Origin of the sequence: Tepidimonas sp. HKU77 (assembly GCF_049728535.1) — a bacterium.
GTDB lineage: Bacteria > Pseudomonadota > Gammaproteobacteria > Burkholderiales > Burkholderiaceae_C > Tepidimonas.
The window spans coordinates 1,528,688-1,547,022 of record NZ_CP187300.1 but is presented as its reverse complement, the minus strand read 5'-3'; the positions used below and the strand labels follow the sequence as shown (position 1 = coordinate 1,547,022).

Sequence of the window (18,335 nt, the reverse complement as noted above, 5' to 3'; positions counted from 1 at the left end):
GCGCCGGCGTGCCAGACCCCGCCCGGGCGACTGCTGCGTCTATTGCTCGTACGGAACCTCGCCCTGCCCGCCGGTACAGGCAAGCGGGCGCACCGGGTGCTGCGGCGGCTGATGCGTGCCCGTATGGGGAAGCGGCTCGCCCCCTTTCAGCGCATTACACATCGATATTGACCGCACGCAGCGCATTGGCTTCGATGAAAGCGCGGCGCGGCTCGACCTCGTCGCCCATCAGCATCGAAAACACCTTGTCGGCTTCGATCGCGTCCTCGATGCGCACCTGCAGCAGGCGGCGCACCGCTGGGTCCATGGTCGTCTCCCACAGCTGCTCGGGGTTCATCTCGCCCAAGCCCTTGTAGCGCTGGCGGGTGGTGGTGCGCTCGGCTTCGGCCAGCAGCCAGCGCATCGCGGCGCGAAAGCTCTCCACCGGCATCTCACGCGTTCGCTCGCCTTCGCCGCGCACCACTTTGGCACCCTCGCCCAGCAGGCCCTGGAAGGTGCGCGCGGCCTCGGCCAACACAGCGTAGTCGGCCCCATGCACGAAGTCCTGCGTGATGACGCTGGCGCGCACATTGCCATGGTGGCGGCGGCTGATGCGCAGCAGCGGCTTGTCGGCGCGCACGTCGAACTCGGCGCTCACCTCGGCAGGAACGGCCGCGCCGTCGCCCGCGCGCAGGGCCACCTGCAGCGCCGCGGCACTGGCCGCGGCGGCCTCCATGTCGTCCAGATTCAGGGCAACGCCATCGGCGATGGCGCGCAGTGCCTGCGCGTCCATGAACGCCGACAGGCGCGCGATCACACCCTCGGCCATCTGGTGCAGGCGCGCAAGCTCCGCCAGCGTATCGCCGCTGAGCACGGCCCCGTCGGGGCCGCCCGTGTGCAGCCGCGCGTCCTTGAGGGCGATGCGCAGCAGGAAGGCCTCCAGCGCCGCGTCGTCCTTCAGGTACAGCTCCTCTTTGCCCGCCTTGACCTTGTACAACGGCGGCTGCGCGATGTAGATGTGGCCGCGCTCGACCAACTCGGGCATCTGGCGATAGAAAAACGTCAGCAGCAGGGTACGGATATGCGCGCCGTCCACGTCCGCGTCGGTCATGATGATGATGCGGTGGTAGCGCAGCTTGCCGATGTCGAAGTCGTCGGCGCCGTTCTTGCCCTTGGCGCCGTCGTCCTCACTGGCACGACCGATGCCGGTGCCCAGCGCCGTGATCAGGGTGAGGATTTCGTTGCTGGAGAGCAGCTTTTCGTAACGCGCTTTCTCGACGTTGAGGATCTTGCCGCGCAGCGGCAGGATGGCCTGAAACTTGCGATCGCGCCCCTGCTTGGCGCTGCCGCCGGCCGAGTCGCCCTCGACGATATAAATCTCGGACAGCGCGGGGTCTTTCTCCTGGCAGTCGGCCAGCTTGCCGGGCAGTCCCAGTCCGTCGAGCACACCCTTGCGGCGCGTCATCTCGCGCGCCTTGCGCGCCGCCTCCCGCGCGCGCGCGGCCTCCACGATCTTGCCGCAAATGATCTTGGCATCGTTGGGGCGTTCTTCCAAGTACTCCGTCAGCGCTTTGGCCACGATGTCTTCCACCGGCGCGCGCACCTCGGACGACACCAGCTTGTCCTTGGTCTGGCTGCTGAACTTGGGCTCGGGCACCTTGACCGACAGCACGCAGCACAGCCCCTCGCGCATGTCGTCGCCCGTGACCTCGACCTTGGCCTTTTTGGCCAGTTCGTTTTGCTCGATGTACTTGCCAATCACGCGCGTCATCGCCGCACGCAACCCGGTCAGGTGCGTGCCGCCGTCACGCTGCGGGATGTTGTTGGTAAAGCACAGCACCTGCTCGCTGTAGCCATCATTCCACTGCATGGCCACCTCGACGCCGATTTCGGTGCCCGGGATGCCGCCATAGCTCTCGGCCGGGCGCGACCCCGTGGCGTGGAACACCGTCGGGTGCAGCACCTTTTTGCCCGCGTTGATGAACTCGACGAAGCCGCGCACACCGCCCGCGCCCGAAAAGTCGTCCGACTTGCCCGTGCGCTCGTCGATCAAGCGGATGCGCACGCCATTGTTCAAAAAGCTCAGCTCGCGCAGCCGCTTGGACAGGATTTCGTAGTGGAAGTCGTGGTTTTCCCGAAAGATCTCGGTGTCGGGCAAAAAATGCACCTCGGTGCCGCGCTTGTCGGTGGCACCGATGACACGCATCGGCGAGACCTCGACCGCCTGCCCGTCGGGGCCAACCTGGGTCTCGACCAGGCGGTTTTGCACCACGCCGCGCGCAAACTCCAGCAGGTGCACTTTGCCGTCGCGGCGCACGGTCAAGCGCAGCCAGCGCGACAGCGCGTTGACGCAGCTCACCCCCACCCCGTGCAGACCGCCGGAGACCTTGTAGCTGTTCTGGTTGAACTTGCCGCCGGCGTGCAGCTCGGTCAGGGCGATCTCGGCCGCGCTGCGCTTGGGCTCGTGCTTGTCGTCCCACTTGATGCCGGTGGGGATGCCGCGCCCGTTGTCCACCACGCTGATCGAATTGTCGGTGTGGATGGTGACGACAATGTCGTCGCAGTGGCCGGCCAGCGCCTCGTCGATGGAGTTGTCCACCACCTCGAACACCAGGTGGTGCAGGCCGGTGCCGTCGGAGGTGTCACCGATGTACATGCCGGGGCGCTTGCGCACCGCCTCCAGGCCTTCGAGGATCTGGATGGCGTCGGCGCCGTAGCCCGTGCCGGGCGCTTGAGGGGTCTGGGATTCGCTCATGGAGACTTTCAGATGCGCATCGGCATGACGACGTACTTGAAGCGGTCGTCGTCGGGGATCGTGACCAGGGCCGAGGAGTTGCCGTCCTGCAGCTCGATGCGCACCAGGTCCTGCCCCATGTTGGCCAACGCCTCGATCAGGTAGCTGACGTTGAAGCCGATGTCGATGACGTCGCCGCTGTACTCGATGTCCAGCTCGTCGACCGCCTCCTCCTGATCGGCGTTGTTGGCCGCCACCTGCAGCAGCCCGGGCTCCAGGTGCAGGCGCACGCCCTTGAATTTGTCGCTGGTCATGATGGCGGCGCGCTGCAGGCTGGCCAGCAGCGGCGCGCGGCCCAGCACGATCACATTGCGGTGCGCGCGCGGGATCACGCGGTTGTAGTCGGGGAACTTGCCCTCCACCAGCTTGGTGACGAACTCCATGCCGCCGAAGCTGAACTTGGCTTGGTTGGCGGCAAAGCGCATCTCGATCGCGCCGTCCTGGTCCGACAGCAGCCGCTGCAGCTCCAGCACCGTCTTGCGCGGCAGGATCACCTCCTGCTTGGGCACGTCCACATCCAGCGCGGCGCTGGCCAGCGCCAGCCGGTGGCCGTCGGTGGCCACGAGGGTGAGCTGGCGCCCCTCGGCGACGAACAGAATGCCGTTGAGGTAGTAGCGAATGTCCTGCACCGCCATGGCGAACGACACCTGCCCCAGCAGCGCCTTGAGCACCTTTTGCGGCACCGAGAACGCCGGGCCAAAGGTGGGCGACTCCTGCACCAGCGGAAAGTCCTCGGCCGGCAGCGTCTGCAGGGTGAAGCGGCTCTTGCCCGCTTTGAGCAGCAGCCGCCCCCCGGCGGACTCCAGCGTCACCTTCTGGTCCGCGGGCAGCGTGCGCAGAATGTCGATCAGCTTGCGCGCCCCGACCGTGGTGGCGAACTGGCCGTCGTCGCCGCCCAGATCGGCCGTGGTGCGGATCTGGATTTCCAGGTCGGAGGTGGTGAGCTGGGTCGCGGCCCCCGCGTGGTGAATCAGCACATTGGCGAGCACGGGCAGGGTGTGGCGGCGCTCGACGATGCCAGCCACGGCCTGCAGGGCCGCGAGCAGCCGTTCCTGGGTCGCTTGCAAGACGATCATGCGTATCAGCCTTTCAGGGTCTGCTCCAACACGTGGAGTTGCTGGTTGAGTTCGGGCTGGGTCTGGCGCTCGGCGGCGATCTTGCGCACCGCGTGCAGCACCGTGGTGTGGTCACGTCCACCGAAGAGCTCGCCGATCTCGGGCAGGCTCTTTTGTGTGAGCTCCTTGGCCAGATACATGGCGATCTGGCGCGGCCGCGCAATGTTGGCGGGACGCTTTTTGGAGTACATGTCGGCGACCTTGATCTTGTAGAAGTCGGCCACCGTCTTTTGGATGTTCTCGACGCTGATCTGGCGGTTTTGGATGCTCAGCAAATCCTTGAGCGCCTCGCGCGCCAGCGCAATCGAAATTTCCTTGTGGTTGAAGCGCGAATAGGCCAGGATCTTGCGCAGCGCACCCTCGAGCTCGCGCACATTGGAGCGCACGTTCTTGGCGACGAAAAACGCCACGTCCTCCGGCAGTGCGACGCCTTCGGCCTGCGCCTTGCTGATCAGGATCGCCACGCGCATCTCCAGCTCCGGCGGCTCGATGGCCACCGTCAGCCCCGAGTCGAAGCGAGAGACCAGTCGCTCGTGGATGTCCGTCAACCCTTTGGGGTAGGTGTCGCTGGTCATCACGATGTGGCTCTTCTTCGCCAGCAGCGCCTCGAAGGCGTTGAAAAACTCCTCCTGTGTGCGGTCTTTGTTGGCGAAGAACTGCACATCGTCGATCAGCAGCAGGTCCAGGCTGTGGTAGCGCTGCTTGAAGGCGTCGAACGTCTTGCGCTGGTAGGACTTGACCACGTCCGAGACGAACTGCTCGGCGTGGATATAGAGCACCTTGGCCTCGGGCCGCTCGGCCAGCAACTGGTTGCCGATGGCGTGCACCAAGTGCGTCTTGCCCAGGCCCACACCGCCGTAGATGAACAGCGGGTTGTAGAGCTGGCCCGGGCTGGCGGCCACGTGCATGGCCGCGGCGCGCGCCATGCGGTTGGCCGACCCCTCCACCAGCGTCGCAAACGTCAGCGCCGGGTTGAGCCGGTGCCCTGGATCGGGCGGCGCGGGCTCGGTGGCCGGCTCGGGTGGCAGCTCGGGCAGCGCCGCGTCCGTGCGGGTGACACTGGCGGCGGCCGCCCCGCCGTGGCGGGCGGGCGCTGCGGGCGCACGCACCACCGTCGGCCCCTCGCGCGGCGCCAAAACCAGCTCGACCGCGACCGGATGCCCCGCGATCGCCTGCAGCGCGGCGCCGATCTTGCCCACATACTGGGCGCGCACCCAATCCATCTTGAAGCGGTTGGCCACCGCCAGCGTGACGCGCGCGCCATCGTCAGACACCCGTGCGACCAAGGGTCGAATCCAGGTGTTGACCTGTTGCACGGGCAGCTCCTGGCTGAGCCGCTCGACGCACGCCGTCCACAAGTCGGGCGCGGCGCAGGCAGCCGCCCGCGGGGCGGCGGCGTTCGCATCGGTGAGGGAACGCGGTGAGCTCATGGGTGCCAGACAAAGCCCCCATTGTAGCCGTCCGCGGCCAGTTATCCACACGCCAGCGCCGGGCCTGGTGCCCGCCTGTGCACGGCCAAGCCCACACCCCCGATCGCCGATCCGCCTGGCGGCCATTGGCAATCCAGCCGGTTTTTGCCATAATTTAGGGTTTTGTCGAGCCAGTTGGCTTGTCGGACTACTTTTGGGCCCGTCACCATGAAACGCACCTATCAACCCTCCAAAATCCGTCGCGCACGTACCCATGGCTTTCTGGTTCGCATGAAGACCCGTGGCGGCCGTGCCGTCATCAACGCGCGCCGCGCCAAGGGTCGCAAGCGCCTGGCCGTCTGACGCGATCGGCACGCCGGTGCCCGCATCACCCGTGCCGATGACGCCACGGGGCTTGCCGACGCAGCGCATTCGGCGGCGCGCCCAGTTTCAGGCCGTGCTCGGCACCCCAGCCGTGGTGCAGTCCGCGCACTTCGCGCTGCACGGCGTGCCCACCGCCGGGTTGGCGGACGCGCACGGAAGACCGCTCTTCCCGGGCGAATCGGCATGGCTGGGCGTCGTCATCCCAAAGCGCTGGGCGCGGCGCGCGGTCACGCGCAACGCCCTCAAGCGTCAAGTGGTCGCCGCCGAGCGCGAACTGCCGCTGCCGCCGGGGGCCTGGGTGGTGCGACTCAAACGCGCGTTTGCCCCCACCGACTTCCCCAGCGCGACGTCGGCGGCGCTGCGCCGTGCGGCGCGGCTGGAGCTTCGACAACTGCTCGGCCCACGCCTGCGCCAGCGGCTCGCGGCGCTCGGCCACGCCTCGGCACCCCGTTCATGACGACTCGGCCCACGTCTGCCCGTCCAACCGCTGCGTGGCGGCGCGTGCTGCAGGGCTGCGCGGCGCTGCCGCAGCGCGTGCTCGTCGGGCTCGTGCTAGGCTATCGGCTGTTGCTCAGTCCCTGGCTGGGCTCGAGCTGCCGCTTCACGCCCAGCTGCTCGGCCTATGCGTTGGAGGCGCTGCAGCGCCACGGTGCTGCAGCCGGCAGCTATTTGGCGGCGCGCCGCTTGCTGCGCTGTCACCCCTGGTGCGCGGGTGGGCACGATCCGGTACCGGATGCCCGCCCCCGTTTGTTCGGTTTTCTTCGACACCCCCCTGCCTCATGAGCGACATTCGGCGATCCATCCTGTGGGTGATTTTTGGTTTCTCGATGATTCTGCTGTGGGACCGCTGGCAGATCTACAACGGGCAGCCCGCCACGTTCTTCCCCGGCAGCCAGCCGACCGCCACGGCACGCCCTGCGCAGCCCCCCACCGACACGGGGGTACCCACCCCAACCGCTACCGCCGCCCCCACCGATGGTCCGGCGGCCGTGGCCGCACCGGCACCCATCCCGCGTGAGCGCCACACGGTGCGCACCGACGTCTTCGAGCTGACCATCGACAGCGAAGGCGCCTCGCTGGTGGGCGCACGGCTGCTGCGCCACGCCACCGAAACGGGGCGCGCGCTGCAAAAATCCTTCACCCCGCTGACGCTGCTCACAACCGAGGGTGGCCGCACCTACGTGGCCCAGACCGGACTGGTGGGGCAGGCGGGCCTGCCCACGCACAAGACGCCGATGCGGCTGGTCGAGCCGTCGCCTGACGCGCTGGCGCTGGCCGACGGACAAGACCGGCTGGTGCTGCGCTTCGAGTCCGATCCTCATGGGGGCGTGGTGCTGGCCAAGACGTACACGCTGCAGCGCGGCAGCTACCTGATCGACGTGCAGCACGAGGTGCGTAACGTGGGTACGGCGCCGGCAGCCGTGCGCGTCTATCAACAACTGGTGCGCGACGGGCGCAAAGCGGACAGCGAAACGCCGTTCTACACCACCTTCACCGGCCCCGCGGTGTACAGCGACGCCGCGAAGTACCAAAAGGTCGAATTCGCCAACATCGACAAGGGCAAAATCGACATCCAGCGCCAGGCCAGCGATGGTTACGTGGCCATGGTGCAACACTACTTTTTCAGCGCATGGCTGCTGCCTTCGGGCACCGAGCGCGAAAACTTCGTGCGCAAAGTCGACGCCCTGTACGCCGTGGGCCAGATTGGGCCCACGCTGACGGTGCCCCCTGGCGCGGCGCAAACCCTCCCGGCGCAACTCTACGTCGGTCCGCAAGAGGAAAAAGTGCTCGAGCGCATCGCGCCTGGCCTGGAGCTGGTGAAAGACTACGGCTGGCTGACCATACTGGCCAAACCGCTGTACTGGCTGCTGGAAAAAATCCACGGCCTGGTCGGCAACTGGGGCTGGGCCATCGTGCTGCTGGTGGTGCTGATCAAGGCGGCGTTTTATTGGCTCAACGCCAGCGCCTACCGCAGCATGGCCAAGATGAAGGCCATCAACCCGCGCATCATGGAGATGCGCGAGCGCCTCAAGGATAACCCGCAGCTCATGCAGCAAGAGATGATGCGGCTGTACCGCGAGGAAAAGGTCAACCCGCTGGGCGGCTGCTTGCCCATCCTGGTGCAGATCCCCGTCTTCATCGCGCTGTACTGGGTGCTGCTGGCCAGCGTGGAGATGCGCAACGCGCCCTGGGTGGGCTGGATCGTCGACTTGTCTTCGCCCGACCCGTACTACGTGCTGCCGCTGGTGATGACGCTGACCACCGTCATCCAAACCGCGCTCAACCCGCTGCCGCCAGATCCACTGCAAGCCAAGCTGATGTGGCTCATGCCGTTGGTATTCAGCGTGATGTTCTTCTTCTTCCCGGCCGGTCTGGTGTTGTACTGGATCGTCAACAACGTGCTGACCATCGCGCAACAGGCGTACATCAACCACCGCATGGGCGTGCCGCTGCGGCTGCACCTGCCCAACTTCAAGTCGGCCCAATAAACCGGGCGGCGCGCTCCCCATGCTGCCGCGGCACCACGAGCCCATCGTCGCCGTCGCCACCGCACCGGGGCGGGGTGCGGTGGGTATCGTGCGCCTGTCCGGGCGCGGCTTGCAGGCGCTGCACCAGCCCCTGTGTGGCCGCCCCTTGAAGCCGCGCCATGCCCATTACGGGCCGTTTTTGGATGCCGACGGCCAAGCGCTGGACCACGGCATCGCGCTGTGGTTTCCGGCTCCCCACTCCTACACCGGCGAGGATGTGTTGGAGCTGCAGGCCCACGGTGGCCCCGTGCTGCTGCAGCTGCTTCTACAGCGCTGCTTGCAAGCCGCCGCCGAAGCCGACCCCGCGCATGGTGCCGCTCGCTTGCCGGGCCTGCGCGTGGCGCAACCGGGTGAATTTACGGAGCGCGCCTTCCTCAATGGCAAGCTCGACCTGGCCCAGGCCGAGGCGGTGGCCGACCTGATCGACGCCAGCACGGAGGCAGCGGCCCGCAGCGCCGCACGCTCGCTGGACGGAGCGTTTTCGCGGGCGGTGCACGCACTGCGCGACGACCTGGTGCACCTGCGCATGGGGGTGGAAGCGACACTCGACTTCCCGGAAGAAGAGATCGATTTCATCCGGCAAGCCGACGTTGCAGGCCAACTGGCACGCCTGCAGGCACGCCTGGCTGACGTGCTGTCCCACACCCGGCAAGGCGCGCTGCTGCGCGAGGGGCTGCACGTGGTCATCGCGGGCCAGCCCAACGCGGGCAAAAGCTCACTGCTCAACGCGCTGGCGCAAGCCGAGGTGGCCATCGTCACCCCTATCGCCGGCACCACGCGTGACGTCTTGCAACAAGCGATCCAGATCGAGGGCGTGCCGCTGCACGTGATCGACACCGCCGGCCTGCGCGAGGGCGACGCGGTGGACGACGTGGAGCGTATCGGCATCGCGCGCGCGTGGAATCGGATCGAGCGCGCCGACGCGGTGCTGTTCGTGCACGACCTGACCCGGGCCACCGACCCTGCGTACGCACAGGCCGATGCCGCCATCGCCGCGCGCCTGCCTGCCCGTGTGCCTGTACTCCACGTCTGGAACAAGGCCGACGTGGCCCCCCTGCCCCCCGGGGCGGAGGGTGTGGCGGTCTCCGCCCGCTCGGGCCTGGGACTGGACACCCTGCGGCAGCGCTTGCTGCACGCGGTGGGCTACTCCGCCCAGACGGCCGAAGGGCTGTTCAGTGCCCGGCAGCGCCACGTGCAGGCATTGCAGGACGTCGGTGCGCACCTGCGCACGGCGCAGCAGCTGCTGGATGGCCCTGCACCCGCGCTGGAATTGCTGGCCGAGGAATTGCGCCTGGCGCAAGAGGCGCTGGGCCGTATCACCGGCGCCTTCGGCGCCGACGACCTGCTGGGCGAGATTTTTGCGCGCTTTTGCATCGGCAAATGAACATGATCGCGTGCTTGCGCCACGACACCCTGACCCCGCGCCCCATGCCACTGTCATCCGTGAATCCTCCCCGCCCCAGCGCGCGCGCCCAGGCCGTGGCCCCGTTTCTGGTGATGCAGGTGGCCGAGGAGGCCGCCGCGCTGGCGGCCCGGCTGCCCGCGGGATCACCGCGCCTGTTGCATCTCAACATCGGCGAGCCCGACTTCGTGGCGCCCGAGCCGGTGCGCGCCGCGGCCGAACGCGCGCTGCGCGACGGGCGCACGCAATACACGCCCGCGCTCGGGCTGCCCGCGCTGCGGGAGCGGCTGTCCGATTGGGTCGCGCAGCACTTTGGCGTCGACGTGCCGGCGCGGCGCATTGCCATCACGGCGGGTGCTTCGGCTGGCTTACAACTCGCAGTGCTCGCATTGTTCGACACGGGCGACGAGGTACTGCTGCCCGACCCGTGCTACCCGTGCAACCGGCAGATCCTGGCCAGCCTGGGCGTGACCCCGCGGGGGCTGGCCACCGACGCTGCCCACCGCTTCCAGCCCACGGCCGCGGCGCTGGCCCGGGCCTGGGGGCCGCGCACGCGCGGCGTCATGCTGGCCACCCCGGCCAACCCCACCGGCACCTCGATCGAACCCGCGGAACTGCAAGCAGTGCTGGACCTCGTGCGCCAGCGCCACGGGGCGCTGGTGGTCGATGAAATCTACCTGGGCCTGTCGTTCGATCCCCGCTACCGCCAGACGGCGTTGGCATGGGGCGACGATGTCATCAGCGTCAACAGCTTTTCCAAATACTTTGGCATGACCGGCTGGCGCCTGGGCTGGCTGGTGCTGCCCGAGGCGCTGGTGCCGGTGGTGGAGCGGCTGGCGCAAAACCACTACATCTGCGCCAACGCGGTGGCGCAACACGCGGCGCTGGCGTGCTTCGAGCCCGAGGTGCTGCAGGAATACGAGCGCCGCCGCGCGGCGTACGCACAGCGGCGCGACGCCGTCGTGCCCGCGCTGCAAGCGATGGGCTGGGGTGTACCGGTATGGCCCGACGGGGCGTTTTACGTCTGGGCCGATGGCAGCGCCTGGCTGGCCCGCGCCGGCGTGCCCGACAGCCAAGCCTTGGTGCGCGCGATGCTGACCCACACCCAAGTGGTGGCCACGCCCAGTGCCGATTTCGGGCAGGCCGACGGTGGGCGCTTCGTGCGCTTTTCGCTGGCCACCGCCCCGGCCGATCTGGAAGAAGCCCTGGATCGACTGCGGCGTTGGCTGGGGTAACGCTTCGCGCTCACCCCGCGCGGTTCAAAACGTCTCCCACTCGTCGTCGGCCGCCGCAGGCGCCGCGGACTTGGGGCCAGGCGCCGCTGCCTTCGCGGCTTTCGGGGTCGCCGGCGCAGCGGCTGCCGCGGGTGCCGCCAGCCGGGCCACGGCCTGACCCGCGCGTTGGGTCTGGAGCGCGGCGGACTTGGCCGCACCCTGCACCGCGGCTTTGAGCTTTTGCAGCGTATCGACCACGGCGCGCCCGGCGCGGATGAAGGGGGACTCGCCCTGCAACAGCCGGTTGGCCTCGTCCATCTTGCCGGCGTTGACCAACTCGGCGATGCGCCCGGTCTCCAGATGGAATTGTTTGTGCTGTTCGACGAGCGTGGAAAATAGCGGCAACTGTCCGTACTGGCGGCCACCACCACCGTAGATCCACTTGCCCACCGCACAACAGTCGTCGCGCCGGATGGTGGCAACGTCGAGCTTCTCCCCCTTGAGAATGGCATTGCGCAGCTTGATGCGCCATTGCTGGTGCGCCTTGATGGCAGCGTCGAAGTCCAGATGGTCGACGTCCAACCGGGCGGCGGCCGCTTTGCGCAGCTGGGTCGCGTCCTCGTGCACCAGCAGCTTGTCCTTGGGCGTGAGGCGGAAGACCCGGATCGTACCGTGCACGGTTTGCACCTGCTCGTCCAACGATATGGCCGCTGCCGCCAGTTCCTCGACCATGGCGGCGTTTTGCTGCGTGATCGAATCCAGATTGGCCAACGCCTCCGCGATCTGACCCACGCCGGCAGACTGCTCGCGTGCCGAGTGGTGGATATCTTCCAGCACACGCGCCACGCGCTCGACCGCTTGCTGCACCTGCTGCACGTTGGCGGCCGCCTCGGCCGCACGCGCATCGCCGGCGAGCACCCGCTCGCGCGACTCGGTGATGAGCTGGCGGATCTGCTTGGCCGCCTCGCCGGTGCGCTGCGCGAGCGCGCGCACCTCGCTGGCCACGACGGCAAAGCCACGCCCGGCCTCGCCGGCACGCGCGGCTTCTACCGCGGCGTTGAGCGCCAGGATGTTGGTCTGGAATGCCACGCCCTCGATGACCTGGATGATATCGGTGATGCGCTGCGACGACTCGGTGATGCCACGCATCGTGTCGGCCATGCTGCCGACTGCCGTAGCCCCCTGGGCCGCGAGCACCTGCGTCTGCTGCACCAGTTGCACACCCTCACCGGCCAGACGCGCCGTCTCCTGCGTGGTCCCGTTGATTTCCTCCATCGAGGCAGCGGTGCGCTCCAAGCTGGAGGCCGCGTTTTCGGTGCGGTGCGACAGGTCTTGGTTGCCCGCCGCGATCTCTTGCGTGCCACCGCGCAGGTTGGCGACCTCGTGCCGAATGTCGCGTACCACGGTACGCACGCCAACCTCGACCTGCTGCAGCGACAGTTGGATGCGACGCATCTCGTCGCGCGTATCGACGACCACCGGCTCGACCAGGTCACCGGCGGCCAGGTGCTCGGCCTGGCGCGCGATGCGGCGCAGGGGCTGCACGAACTCGATGCGCACGAGCGCGGCCACGGCACCGATCAAAGCGACCGCCAGCGCGCCTGCCCAACCCGCCGCCTGCGCGACGGGCATGCCACCCGCCGCCAGCCAGACAAGCAAGGCCAAGGGCATCGTGGCGCAGACGGCGCTGCCCCACACGACCCGCCCTGCCAGCCCCGGGCGCAAGGTGCGCCACGCTTTCGCCCACCAGGCATTGCGCACGACTTCGCCGTTTTGCAGCCGGTAGGTCAACGGCCGCCCCGCCTCTTCCTCTGCACGCATGCGGGCGTAGAGCGCCTGCGCAGCCTCGATCTCGGCCTCCGTGGGCTTGGTGCGCACGGACAGAAAGCCCACGATCTGCTCGCCCTCGCGCACCGGCGTGGCGTTGGCACGCACCCAGTAGTGGTCGCCATTCTTGCGCCGATTTTTGACGATGGCGGTCCACGGGCGTCCCTCGTTCAGGATGGTCTGCCACATGTCCCGGTATGCCTCCATCGGCATGTCCGGGTGGCGCACGATGTTGTGCGGCTGGCCCAGCAGCTCGTCGCGCGTGAAACCGCTGACGGCGACGAAATTGTTGTTGGCGTAAGTGATGCGGCCTTTGACGTCCGTGACCGAAATCAGCGTCTGGTCAGGCGGAAAGTCGAAGCGATTTTGGGTGACGGGCAGATTGACGCGCATGGCAGTGACCTGAGTGATCCGGGGATCGTCTCCGTCGGCCGCGCCATAAACCGAAACGGGTGACGGCGCGCGGCGACGAACCCTGTGGATGAAAGGATAGCCGATTCCGATGACGGTCGACAGCCGGGGGCGGTCGCTTCAGTGCCCTTCGTCGCCAGCCGTGGCCTGGCCCACCACCCCCGGCACGACGCGCCGCACCACGTCGCTCGCAAAGCCGCGCGCCGCCAAAAAGCGCATCTGGCGCGCGCGCTCAGCAGCATCCGCGGGCGGCGCGCCGAACCGGCGCTGCCAGACGGCGAGCGCGCGCTCCGCCTCGGTGGCGCGCAGGGCGTCGCTGGCGGCCTGCAGTGTGTCGTCACTCACGCCGCGGGCGCGCAGCTCGGCCTGTACCCGCGCAGCGCCCCATTGCCCGGCGCGGCGCCGCAGGTGTGACTCGGCGGCGCGCTGCTCGTCCAGCCAGCCGCGCGCCTCGCATTCGTCGAGCAGCGCGTCCAGCGCGGCCGACCCCGGTGCATGAGGGGCCAGCCGCTGCGCCAGCTCGGCGCGGGTATAGTCGCGCCGAGCCAGCAGGCGCAAGGCACGCGCTTTCAGGCTCGGGCCAGCGGCGGGCGCAGACCCCTCATCGCCGCCCACGTCACGCTTCGTCGAACGCCACATCGGGATCGATGGCCTCGTCCACATCCACGCTGGGCAGTGCGGCCACGCCCACCGCAGCGCGGATTTTGTTTTCGATTTCGCGCGCCAGGTCTGGGTTTTCCTTCAAAAACTCGCGCGCGTTCTCGCGACCCTGGCCGATTTTTTCGCCGTTGTAGGCATACCAGGCGCCGGATTTTTCGATCACCTTGTGCTGCACGCCCAGATCGACGATCTCGCCCTCGCGGCTGATGCCCTCGCCGTAGAGGATGTCGAAATCGGCGGTCTTGAACGGCGGCGCCACTTTGTTTTTGACCACTTTGACCTTGGTCTCGCTGCCAATGACCTCTTCGCCCTTTTTGATGGAGCCGGTGCGGCGGATATCGATGCGCACCGAGGCGTAGAACTTGAGCGCGTTGCCGCCCGTCGTCGTCTCGGGGCTGCCGAACATGACGCCGATCTTCATGCGGATCTGGTTGATGAAGATGACCATGCAGTTGGTCTTCTTGATGGTGGCCGTCAGCTTGCGCAGCGCCTGGCTCATCAGGCGCGCCTGCAGGCCCGGCAGGCTGTCGCCCATGTCGCCCTCGATTTCGGCCTTGGGCGTGAGCGCCGCCACCGAGTCCACCACGATCAGATCGACCGCGCCGGAGCGCACCAGGCTGTCGACGATCTCCAGCGCCTGCTCGCCCGTGTCGGGCTGGCTGATCAGCAGGTTGGACAGATCGACGCCGAGCTTTTGTGCGTACTGCACGTCCAGCGCGTGCTCGGCATCGACGAAGGCGCAGATGCCACCTTGCTTTTGCATCTGGGCGATGACTTGCAGCGTCAGCGTCGTCTTGCCCGACGACTCGGGACCGTAGATCTCGATGACGCGCCCGCGCGGCAGGCCGCCCACGCCCAGCGCCAAATCGAGCCCCAGCGAGCCGGTGGACACCACCTGGATGTCTTCGACCTTCTCGCCCTCGGCCAGGCGCATGATGGTGCCCTTGCCGAACTGTTTTTCGATTTGGGCCAGCGCGGCTTGCAGGGCCTTGGCCTTGTCGGGATCGGGGGTACGGGTGGCAGCGTTCATGGGAACTCCTCGAGAGGGTGTGACAGGGGTGGAAACCGCACCGCCCTCCCTACCGTCAGATCGTCTGACAGCGTGTGCGGTCGGTGCATGGACGCCAGTGTAGCGGGGCAATCCCAAGTTTTTCTCGATTTTTTGGTCAGTTTACGTTACTATTTGCGACGTGTCCTCGAAGCCTTCTTTCGGCCCCGACGAGCGCTGGCGCGTCACCCACTTGGGCCGCCTGCTCGGCCACGCGCTGCGCCGCTTCGACGAGCGTGTGCTGTGGCTGATGGCGCACTCGCCGCAAGCGCCGCTGGCGCTGTCGAACCTGGCGGCGCGTGCCCAGATCGGCGCGGCCATCATCCACATCACGCGCCACCTGCCGCTGGGCGGCGCCCGGCTGACCCAATTGGCCGACAGCGCCGGCATGACCAAGCAGGCCATGGGCGACTTGGTCGACCAATGCGAGGCCTGGGGCCTGGTGCGCCGCGAGCCCGACCCACTGGACGGACGCGCGCGCCGCATCGTCTTTACCCCGACGGGGCTGGATTGGCTGCACGCGTTTCGGCGCGCGGTCGAGCAAGCCGAAGCCGAATTTCGCGCCGCCGTCGGCGACCCGGTGGCCGCCGTCGTGGCCCTGGGGCTGGAGGCGTATGCCGAAGGGGATGGACGTGCGCCCGAGGCAGCCTACAATCGTTTGCCGCGAGAGCGCTCGCCCTGACCCCCCACCTCCGTTGCACCCCAGGGAGACCCGCCATGCGCATCCTCATCGCCGAAGACGACCAGGTGTTGGCCGACGGCCTGCTGCGCACGCTGCGCGCGGCCGGCGCCGCGGTGGATCACGTCGCCAGCGGCGACGAGGCCGACGCCGCGCTCTTGATGCACGACGGCTTCGATCTGTTGATTCTGGACCTGGGGCTGCCCGGAATGGGTGGCCTGGACGTGCTCAAGCGGCTGCGCGCGCGCGGCTCGCGCCTGCCCGTGCTGATCCTGACGGCAGCCGACAGCGTGGAGGACCGCGTGAGGGGCCTAGACTTGGGTGCCGACGACTACATGGCCAAGCCGTTTGCGCTGGCGGAGCTGGAGGCGCGCGTGCGCGCGCTGGTGCGGCGCGGCAACGGCGGCGCCTCGAGCATCATCCAGCACGGCCCGCTGACCTTCGACCAGGCGGGGCGGGTGGCCAGCATCGATGGCAAGATGATCGAACTGTCGGCGCGTGAGCTGAGCCTGCTGGAGGTGCTGCTGCAGCGCGCCGGGCGGCTGGTGAGCAAAGAGCAACTCGTCGAACGCCTGTGCGAGTGGGGCGACGAGGTCAGCAACAACGCCATCGAGGTCTACATCCACCGCCTGCGCAAAAAAATCGAACGCGGCCCGATCCGCATCGCCACCGTGCGCGGGCTGGGGTACTGCCTTGAAAAGATCCCCCAGTGAGGCCCGGCCCGACCTCGATACGCCGCCTGTGGCGCAGGCGGCCGCGGCACCAGCGCGTCCGGCTAGCCCCACTCGGCCGTGGCGCGGCTTGTTCCAGCGCGAGCAACATAGCCTGTTCGGCGAGATCCTCGATTGGATGCTCACGCCGCTGCTGCTGCTGTGGCCGCTGTCGCTGGGGCTGACGTGGTTCGTGGCGCAGGGCATCGCCAACCGGCCTTACGACCGGGCGCTGGAGTTCAACCTGCAGGCGCTCACGCAGTTCGTCACGGTCGAGGGCGGTCGCGCCGAGTTCGCCCTCACCCCGCAGGCGCGCGACCTGCTGCGCGCCGACGACACCGATCTGGTCTTCTATCAAGTGCTCGATCGCGACGGGCGTCTGGTCAGTGGCGACCCGGCTTTTCCGCCGCCCCCCGAGACGGACACCCCTCGGCCAGGCGACATTCGGCTGCGCGACGACGTGATCCGCGACGAGGACGTGCGCGTGGCCTACACCTGGCTCGCGCGCGGTCCGGCGCGCGACCATATCGTGCTGATGCAGGTGGCCGAGACGCGCGGCAAGCGCTCCAAGCTGGCGACCGAAATCATCAAAGGCGTGATGGTGCCGCAGTTCATCATCCTGCCACTGGCGGTGCTGCTGGTGTGGTTGGCACTGGTACACGGCATCCGGCCCTTGAGCGAGCTGGAGCGCCGCATCCGTGCGCGCCGCCCGGACGACCTGAGTCCGATCGACGACGAGCACGTACCGCAGGAGGTGGCGCCGCTGGTGTCGTCGATCAACGACTTGCTGCAGCGCCTCAAGGTCACGTTATCGAACCAGAAACGCTTTCTGGCCGACGCCGCGCACCAGCTCAAAACGCCGCTGGCGGGCCTGCGCATGCAGGCCGAGATGGCGCAAAAGCTCCTGCCCGCCGGGGTGGGCGATGATGTCGAGCGCTCGCTGCGGCAGATCGCCACCTCCAGCGTGCGCGCCACGCACACGGTCAACCAGTTGCTGGCATTGGCGCGGGCCGAAGCCGCGGGGCGCGCGTTGCCGCGCGAGCCGGTCGATCTGGCGGCGGTCGCGCGCGAGGTGGTGGAAGAACTCGTGCCGCTGGCGATGGACAAGGCGATCGACCTGGGCTTCGAGACGTTGCCCGCCGAGCCCACCGCCAGCCTGCCCCCGGTGCGCCTGTGGGGCAACCCGACGCTGCTGGCCGAGCTGGTGCGCAACCTGGCCGACAACGCCCTGCGCTACACACCGCGCGCCGGCGTGGTGACCGTGCGCGTACTGACCGACCCCTTCAGCGGGGTGCAGATTCTACAGGTAGAAGACAGCGGCCCCGGCATCCCACCGGCGGAGCGCGAGCGGGTATTGGCACCGTTTTACCGGACGCTGGGCACCAACGTGGACGGATCGGGCCTGGGGTTGGCCATCGTGCACGAGATCGTGCGCCAACACGGCGCCACCCTCGAGATGGACGACGCCGACCCGAGCCGCCCGCAAACGCGCGGCCTGCGGGTATCGGTGCGGTTTCAGGCAGCCGTGGGCCGGTAAACGTTGAGCTGTAACCGCTCGCGCTCGATGACGCGCGCCACCGCCGGCAAGGCCGCCAACGCCTGCGACAGCGCCCAGGTCTGCGGCAGCGTGGTGGGGTCGATGCCCGCAAACCCGCCCCAGCGCAGCAGGGTCAACGCATAGGCGTCGAGCACACCAGGCTGGGCGCCGCCCAGCCACGGCTCGCTACGCGCAGCCACCAGCGCCTCGAGCTCCTGCAGCAGCGCCTGATACGCCCCCAGCGCGCGCGCCTTGACGGCGGCCTGCGCGGCCGCGTCGTCGGCAAACTTGTGCGGCATGAACACGTGCGTGAAGGTCGGATGCACGGTGTTGTTCATCCACGCCAGCGTCTCGATCGCGCGCGTGCGCGCCAGCCCCTGCAGCGGCAACAGGCCCGCCTGTGGAAAGCGTGCTTCCAGATACAGCGCGATCGCGATGATTTGCGTCACCACCGCCTCGCCATCGACCAGCACCGGCACCTGACCGCGCGGGTTGAGGGCGAGGAATTCGGGCGTCTGGTGCTCGCCCTTGTGCAGCTTGACGAGCACGGGTTCGTAGGCGGCACCGGCCAGCTCCAGCGCGGCGTGCGGCACGAACGAGCAGGCACCGGGGGCGTAATACAGTTTCAGGCTCATGGG

Annotated in this window: 16 protein-coding genes and 1 pseudogene; 10 read left to right on the top strand and 7 right to left on the bottom strand. The window is 68.2% G+C overall.

Annotated elements, in window-relative coordinates; genetic code table 11:
- Window positions 1–7: 7 nt before the first annotated feature.
- Window positions 8–112: pseudogene (locus ACPP3B_RS07405) on the top strand (GDCCVxC domain-containing (seleno)protein); the annotation flags it as partial.
- A 42-nt stretch (window positions 113–154) separates the two neighbouring features.
- Here the strand turns inward: ACPP3B_RS07405 and gyrB are convergent.
- From gyrB to dnaA, 3 genes are read right to left on the bottom strand one after another with little or no spacing between them, the layout of a single operon-like run.
- Entirely contained in the window at window positions 155–2,734 is a 2,580-nt protein-coding gene (gene gyrB, locus ACPP3B_RS07400; protein WP_424858604.1) for a DNA topoisomerase (ATP-hydrolyzing) subunit B, read from the bottom strand.
- A gap of 8 nt (window positions 2,735–2,742) precedes the next feature.
- Window positions 2,743–3,849 (bottom strand): DNA polymerase III subunit beta, encoded by a 1,107-nt coding sequence (gene dnaN, locus ACPP3B_RS07395; protein WP_424858603.1) that lies wholly within the window; start codon window positions 3,847–3,849, stop codon window positions 2,743–2,745.
- Between the two features lie 5 nt (window positions 3,850–3,854).
- Entirely contained in the window at window positions 3,855–5,318 is a 1,464-nt protein-coding gene (gene dnaA / locus ACPP3B_RS07390; protein WP_424858602.1) for a chromosomal replication initiator protein DnaA, read from the bottom strand.
- A gap of 207 nt (window positions 5,319–5,525) precedes the next feature.
- On the opposite strand from dnaA, the gene rpmH reads away from it, so the two are divergent.
- The 6 genes from rpmH (at window position 5,526) to ACPP3B_RS07360 (ending at window position 10,846) form a co-directional block, all read left to right on the top strand.
- A complete protein-coding gene (rpmH, locus tag ACPP3B_RS07385) occupies window positions 5,526–5,660 on the top strand; it encodes a 50S ribosomal protein L34 (protein ID WP_006299042.1) in 135 nt (44 codons plus the stop codon).
- Between the two features lie 16 nt (window positions 5,661–5,676).
- A complete protein-coding gene (locus ACPP3B_RS07380) occupies window positions 5,677–6,138 on the top strand; it encodes a ribonuclease P protein component (protein ID WP_424858601.1) in 462 nt (153 codons plus the stop codon).
- 65 nt (window positions 6,139–6,203) lie between these two features.
- Window positions 6,204–6,464 (top strand): membrane protein insertion efficiency factor YidD, encoded by a 261-nt coding sequence (gene yidD, locus ACPP3B_RS07375; protein ID WP_299019149.1) that lies wholly within the window; start codon window positions 6,204–6,206, stop codon window positions 6,462–6,464.
- A complete protein-coding gene (gene yidC / locus ACPP3B_RS07370; RefSeq protein WP_424858600.1) occupies window positions 6,461–8,170 on the top strand; it encodes a membrane protein insertase YidC in 1,710 nt (569 codons plus the stop codon). The genes yidD and yidC overlap by 4 nt, the downstream gene beginning before the upstream one ends.
- Before the next feature lie 19 nt (window positions 8,171–8,189).
- A complete protein-coding gene (mnmE, locus tag ACPP3B_RS07365) occupies window positions 8,190–9,593 on the top strand; it encodes a tRNA uridine-5-carboxymethylaminomethyl(34) synthesis GTPase MnmE (RefSeq protein ID WP_424858599.1) in 1,404 nt (467 codons plus the stop codon).
- Window positions 9,594–9,637: 44 nt separating this feature from the next.
- A complete protein-coding gene (locus ACPP3B_RS07360) occupies window positions 9,638–10,846 on the top strand; it encodes a pyridoxal phosphate-dependent aminotransferase (protein ID WP_424860163.1) in 1,209 nt (402 codons plus the stop codon).
- Window positions 10,847–10,870: 24 nt separating this feature from the next.
- Here ACPP3B_RS07360 and ACPP3B_RS07355 read toward each other — a convergent pair whose 3' ends face one another.
- The 3 genes from ACPP3B_RS07355 to recA all read right to left on the bottom strand — a co-directional run bounded on the left by ACPP3B_RS07355 (window position 10,871) and on the right by recA (window position 14,753).
- Window positions 10,871–13,045 carry a methyl-accepting chemotaxis protein gene (locus ACPP3B_RS07355; RefSeq protein ID WP_424858598.1) on the bottom strand — a complete coding sequence of 725 codons (2,175 nt, stop codon included), beginning with the start codon at window positions 13,043–13,045 and terminating at the stop codon, window positions 10,871–10,873.
- A 138-nt stretch (window positions 13,046–13,183) separates the two neighbouring features.
- Window positions 13,184–13,702 carry a recombination regulator RecX gene (recX, locus tag ACPP3B_RS07350; RefSeq protein WP_424858597.1) on the bottom strand — a complete coding sequence of 173 codons (519 nt, stop codon included), beginning with the start codon at window positions 13,700–13,702 and terminating at the stop codon, window positions 13,184–13,186.
- The gene (recA, locus tag ACPP3B_RS07345; protein ID WP_299022987.1) at window positions 13,680–14,753 is read right to left on the bottom strand and encodes a recombinase RecA; all 1,074 of its coding nucleotides are present in this window, start codon (window positions 14,751–14,753) and stop codon (window positions 13,680–13,682) included. The genes recX and recA overlap by 23 nt, the downstream gene beginning before the upstream one ends.
- 160 nt (window positions 14,754–14,913) lie before the next feature.
- Between recA and ACPP3B_RS07340 the strand changes: the two genes are divergently transcribed.
- The 3 genes from ACPP3B_RS07340 to ACPP3B_RS07330 all read left to right on the top strand — a co-directional run bounded on the left by ACPP3B_RS07340 (window position 14,914) and on the right by ACPP3B_RS07330 (window position 17,697).
- Window positions 14,914–15,453 (top strand): MarR family winged helix-turn-helix transcriptional regulator, encoded by a 540-nt coding sequence (locus tag ACPP3B_RS07340; protein WP_299022988.1) that lies wholly within the window; start codon window positions 14,914–14,916, stop codon window positions 15,451–15,453.
- A 35-nt stretch (window positions 15,454–15,488) separates the two neighbouring features.
- The gene (locus tag ACPP3B_RS07335; RefSeq protein WP_299022993.1) at window positions 15,489–16,163 is read left to right on the top strand and encodes a response regulator; all 675 of its coding nucleotides are present in this window, start codon (window positions 15,489–15,491) and stop codon (window positions 16,161–16,163) included.
- 136 nt (window positions 16,164–16,299) lie between these two features.
- A complete protein-coding gene (locus tag ACPP3B_RS07330) occupies window positions 16,300–17,697 on the top strand; it encodes a sensor histidine kinase N-terminal domain-containing protein (RefSeq protein WP_299023005.1) in 1,398 nt (465 codons plus the stop codon).
- Here ACPP3B_RS07330 and ACPP3B_RS07325 read toward each other — a convergent pair.
- Window positions 17,676–18,332, bottom strand: coding sequence for a glutathione S-transferase family protein (locus ACPP3B_RS07325; RefSeq protein WP_299022995.1), 657 nt, complete (start codon window positions 18,330–18,332; stop codon window positions 17,676–17,678). The genes ACPP3B_RS07330 and ACPP3B_RS07325 overlap by 22 nt on opposite strands.
- Window positions 18,333–18,335 lie beyond the last annotated feature (3 nt).

Coding starts and splice junctions, on each gene's coding strand:
- gyrB (WP_424858604.1), bottom strand. CDS start 2,734: ATGAGCGAATCCCAGACCCCTCAAGCGCCCGGCACGGGCTACGGCGCC.
- dnaN (WP_424858603.1), bottom strand. CDS start 3,849: ATGATCGTCTTGCAAGCGACCCAGGAACGGCTGCTCGCGGCCCTGCAG.
- dnaA (WP_424858602.1), bottom strand. CDS start 5,318: ATGAGCTCACCGCGTTCCCTCACCGATGCGAACGCCGCCGCCCCGCGG.
- rpmH (WP_006299042.1), top strand. CDS start 5,526: ATGAAACGCACCTATCAACCCTCCAAAATCCGTCGCGCACGTACCCAT.
- yidC (WP_424858600.1), top strand. CDS start 6,461: ATGAGCGACATTCGGCGATCCATCCTGTGGGTGATTTTTGGTTTCTCG.
- mnmE (WP_424858599.1), top strand. CDS start 8,190: ATGCTGCCGCGGCACCACGAGCCCATCGTCGCCGTCGCCACCGCACCG.
- ACPP3B_RS07360 (WP_424860163.1), top strand. CDS start 9,638: ATGCCACTGTCATCCGTGAATCCTCCCCGCCCCAGCGCGCGCGCCCAG.
- ACPP3B_RS07355 (WP_424858598.1), bottom strand. CDS start 13,045: ATGCGCGTCAATCTGCCCGTCACCCAAAATCGCTTCGACTTTCCGCCT.
- recX (WP_424858597.1), bottom strand. CDS start 13,702: ATGTGGCGTTCGACGAAGCGTGACGTGGGCGGCGATGAGGGGTCTGCG.
- recA (WP_299022987.1), bottom strand. CDS start 14,753: ATGAACGCTGCCACCCGTACCCCCGATCCCGACAAGGCCAAGGCCCTG.
- ACPP3B_RS07335 (WP_299022993.1), top strand. CDS start 15,489: ATGCGCATCCTCATCGCCGAAGACGACCAGGTGTTGGCCGACGGCCTG.
- ACPP3B_RS07330 (WP_299023005.1), top strand. CDS start 16,300: ATGCTCACGCCGCTGCTGCTGCTGTGGCCGCTGTCGCTGGGGCTGACG.
- ACPP3B_RS07325 (WP_299022995.1), bottom strand. CDS start 18,332: ATGAGCCTGAAACTGTATTACGCCCCCGGTGCCTGCTCGTTCGTGCCG.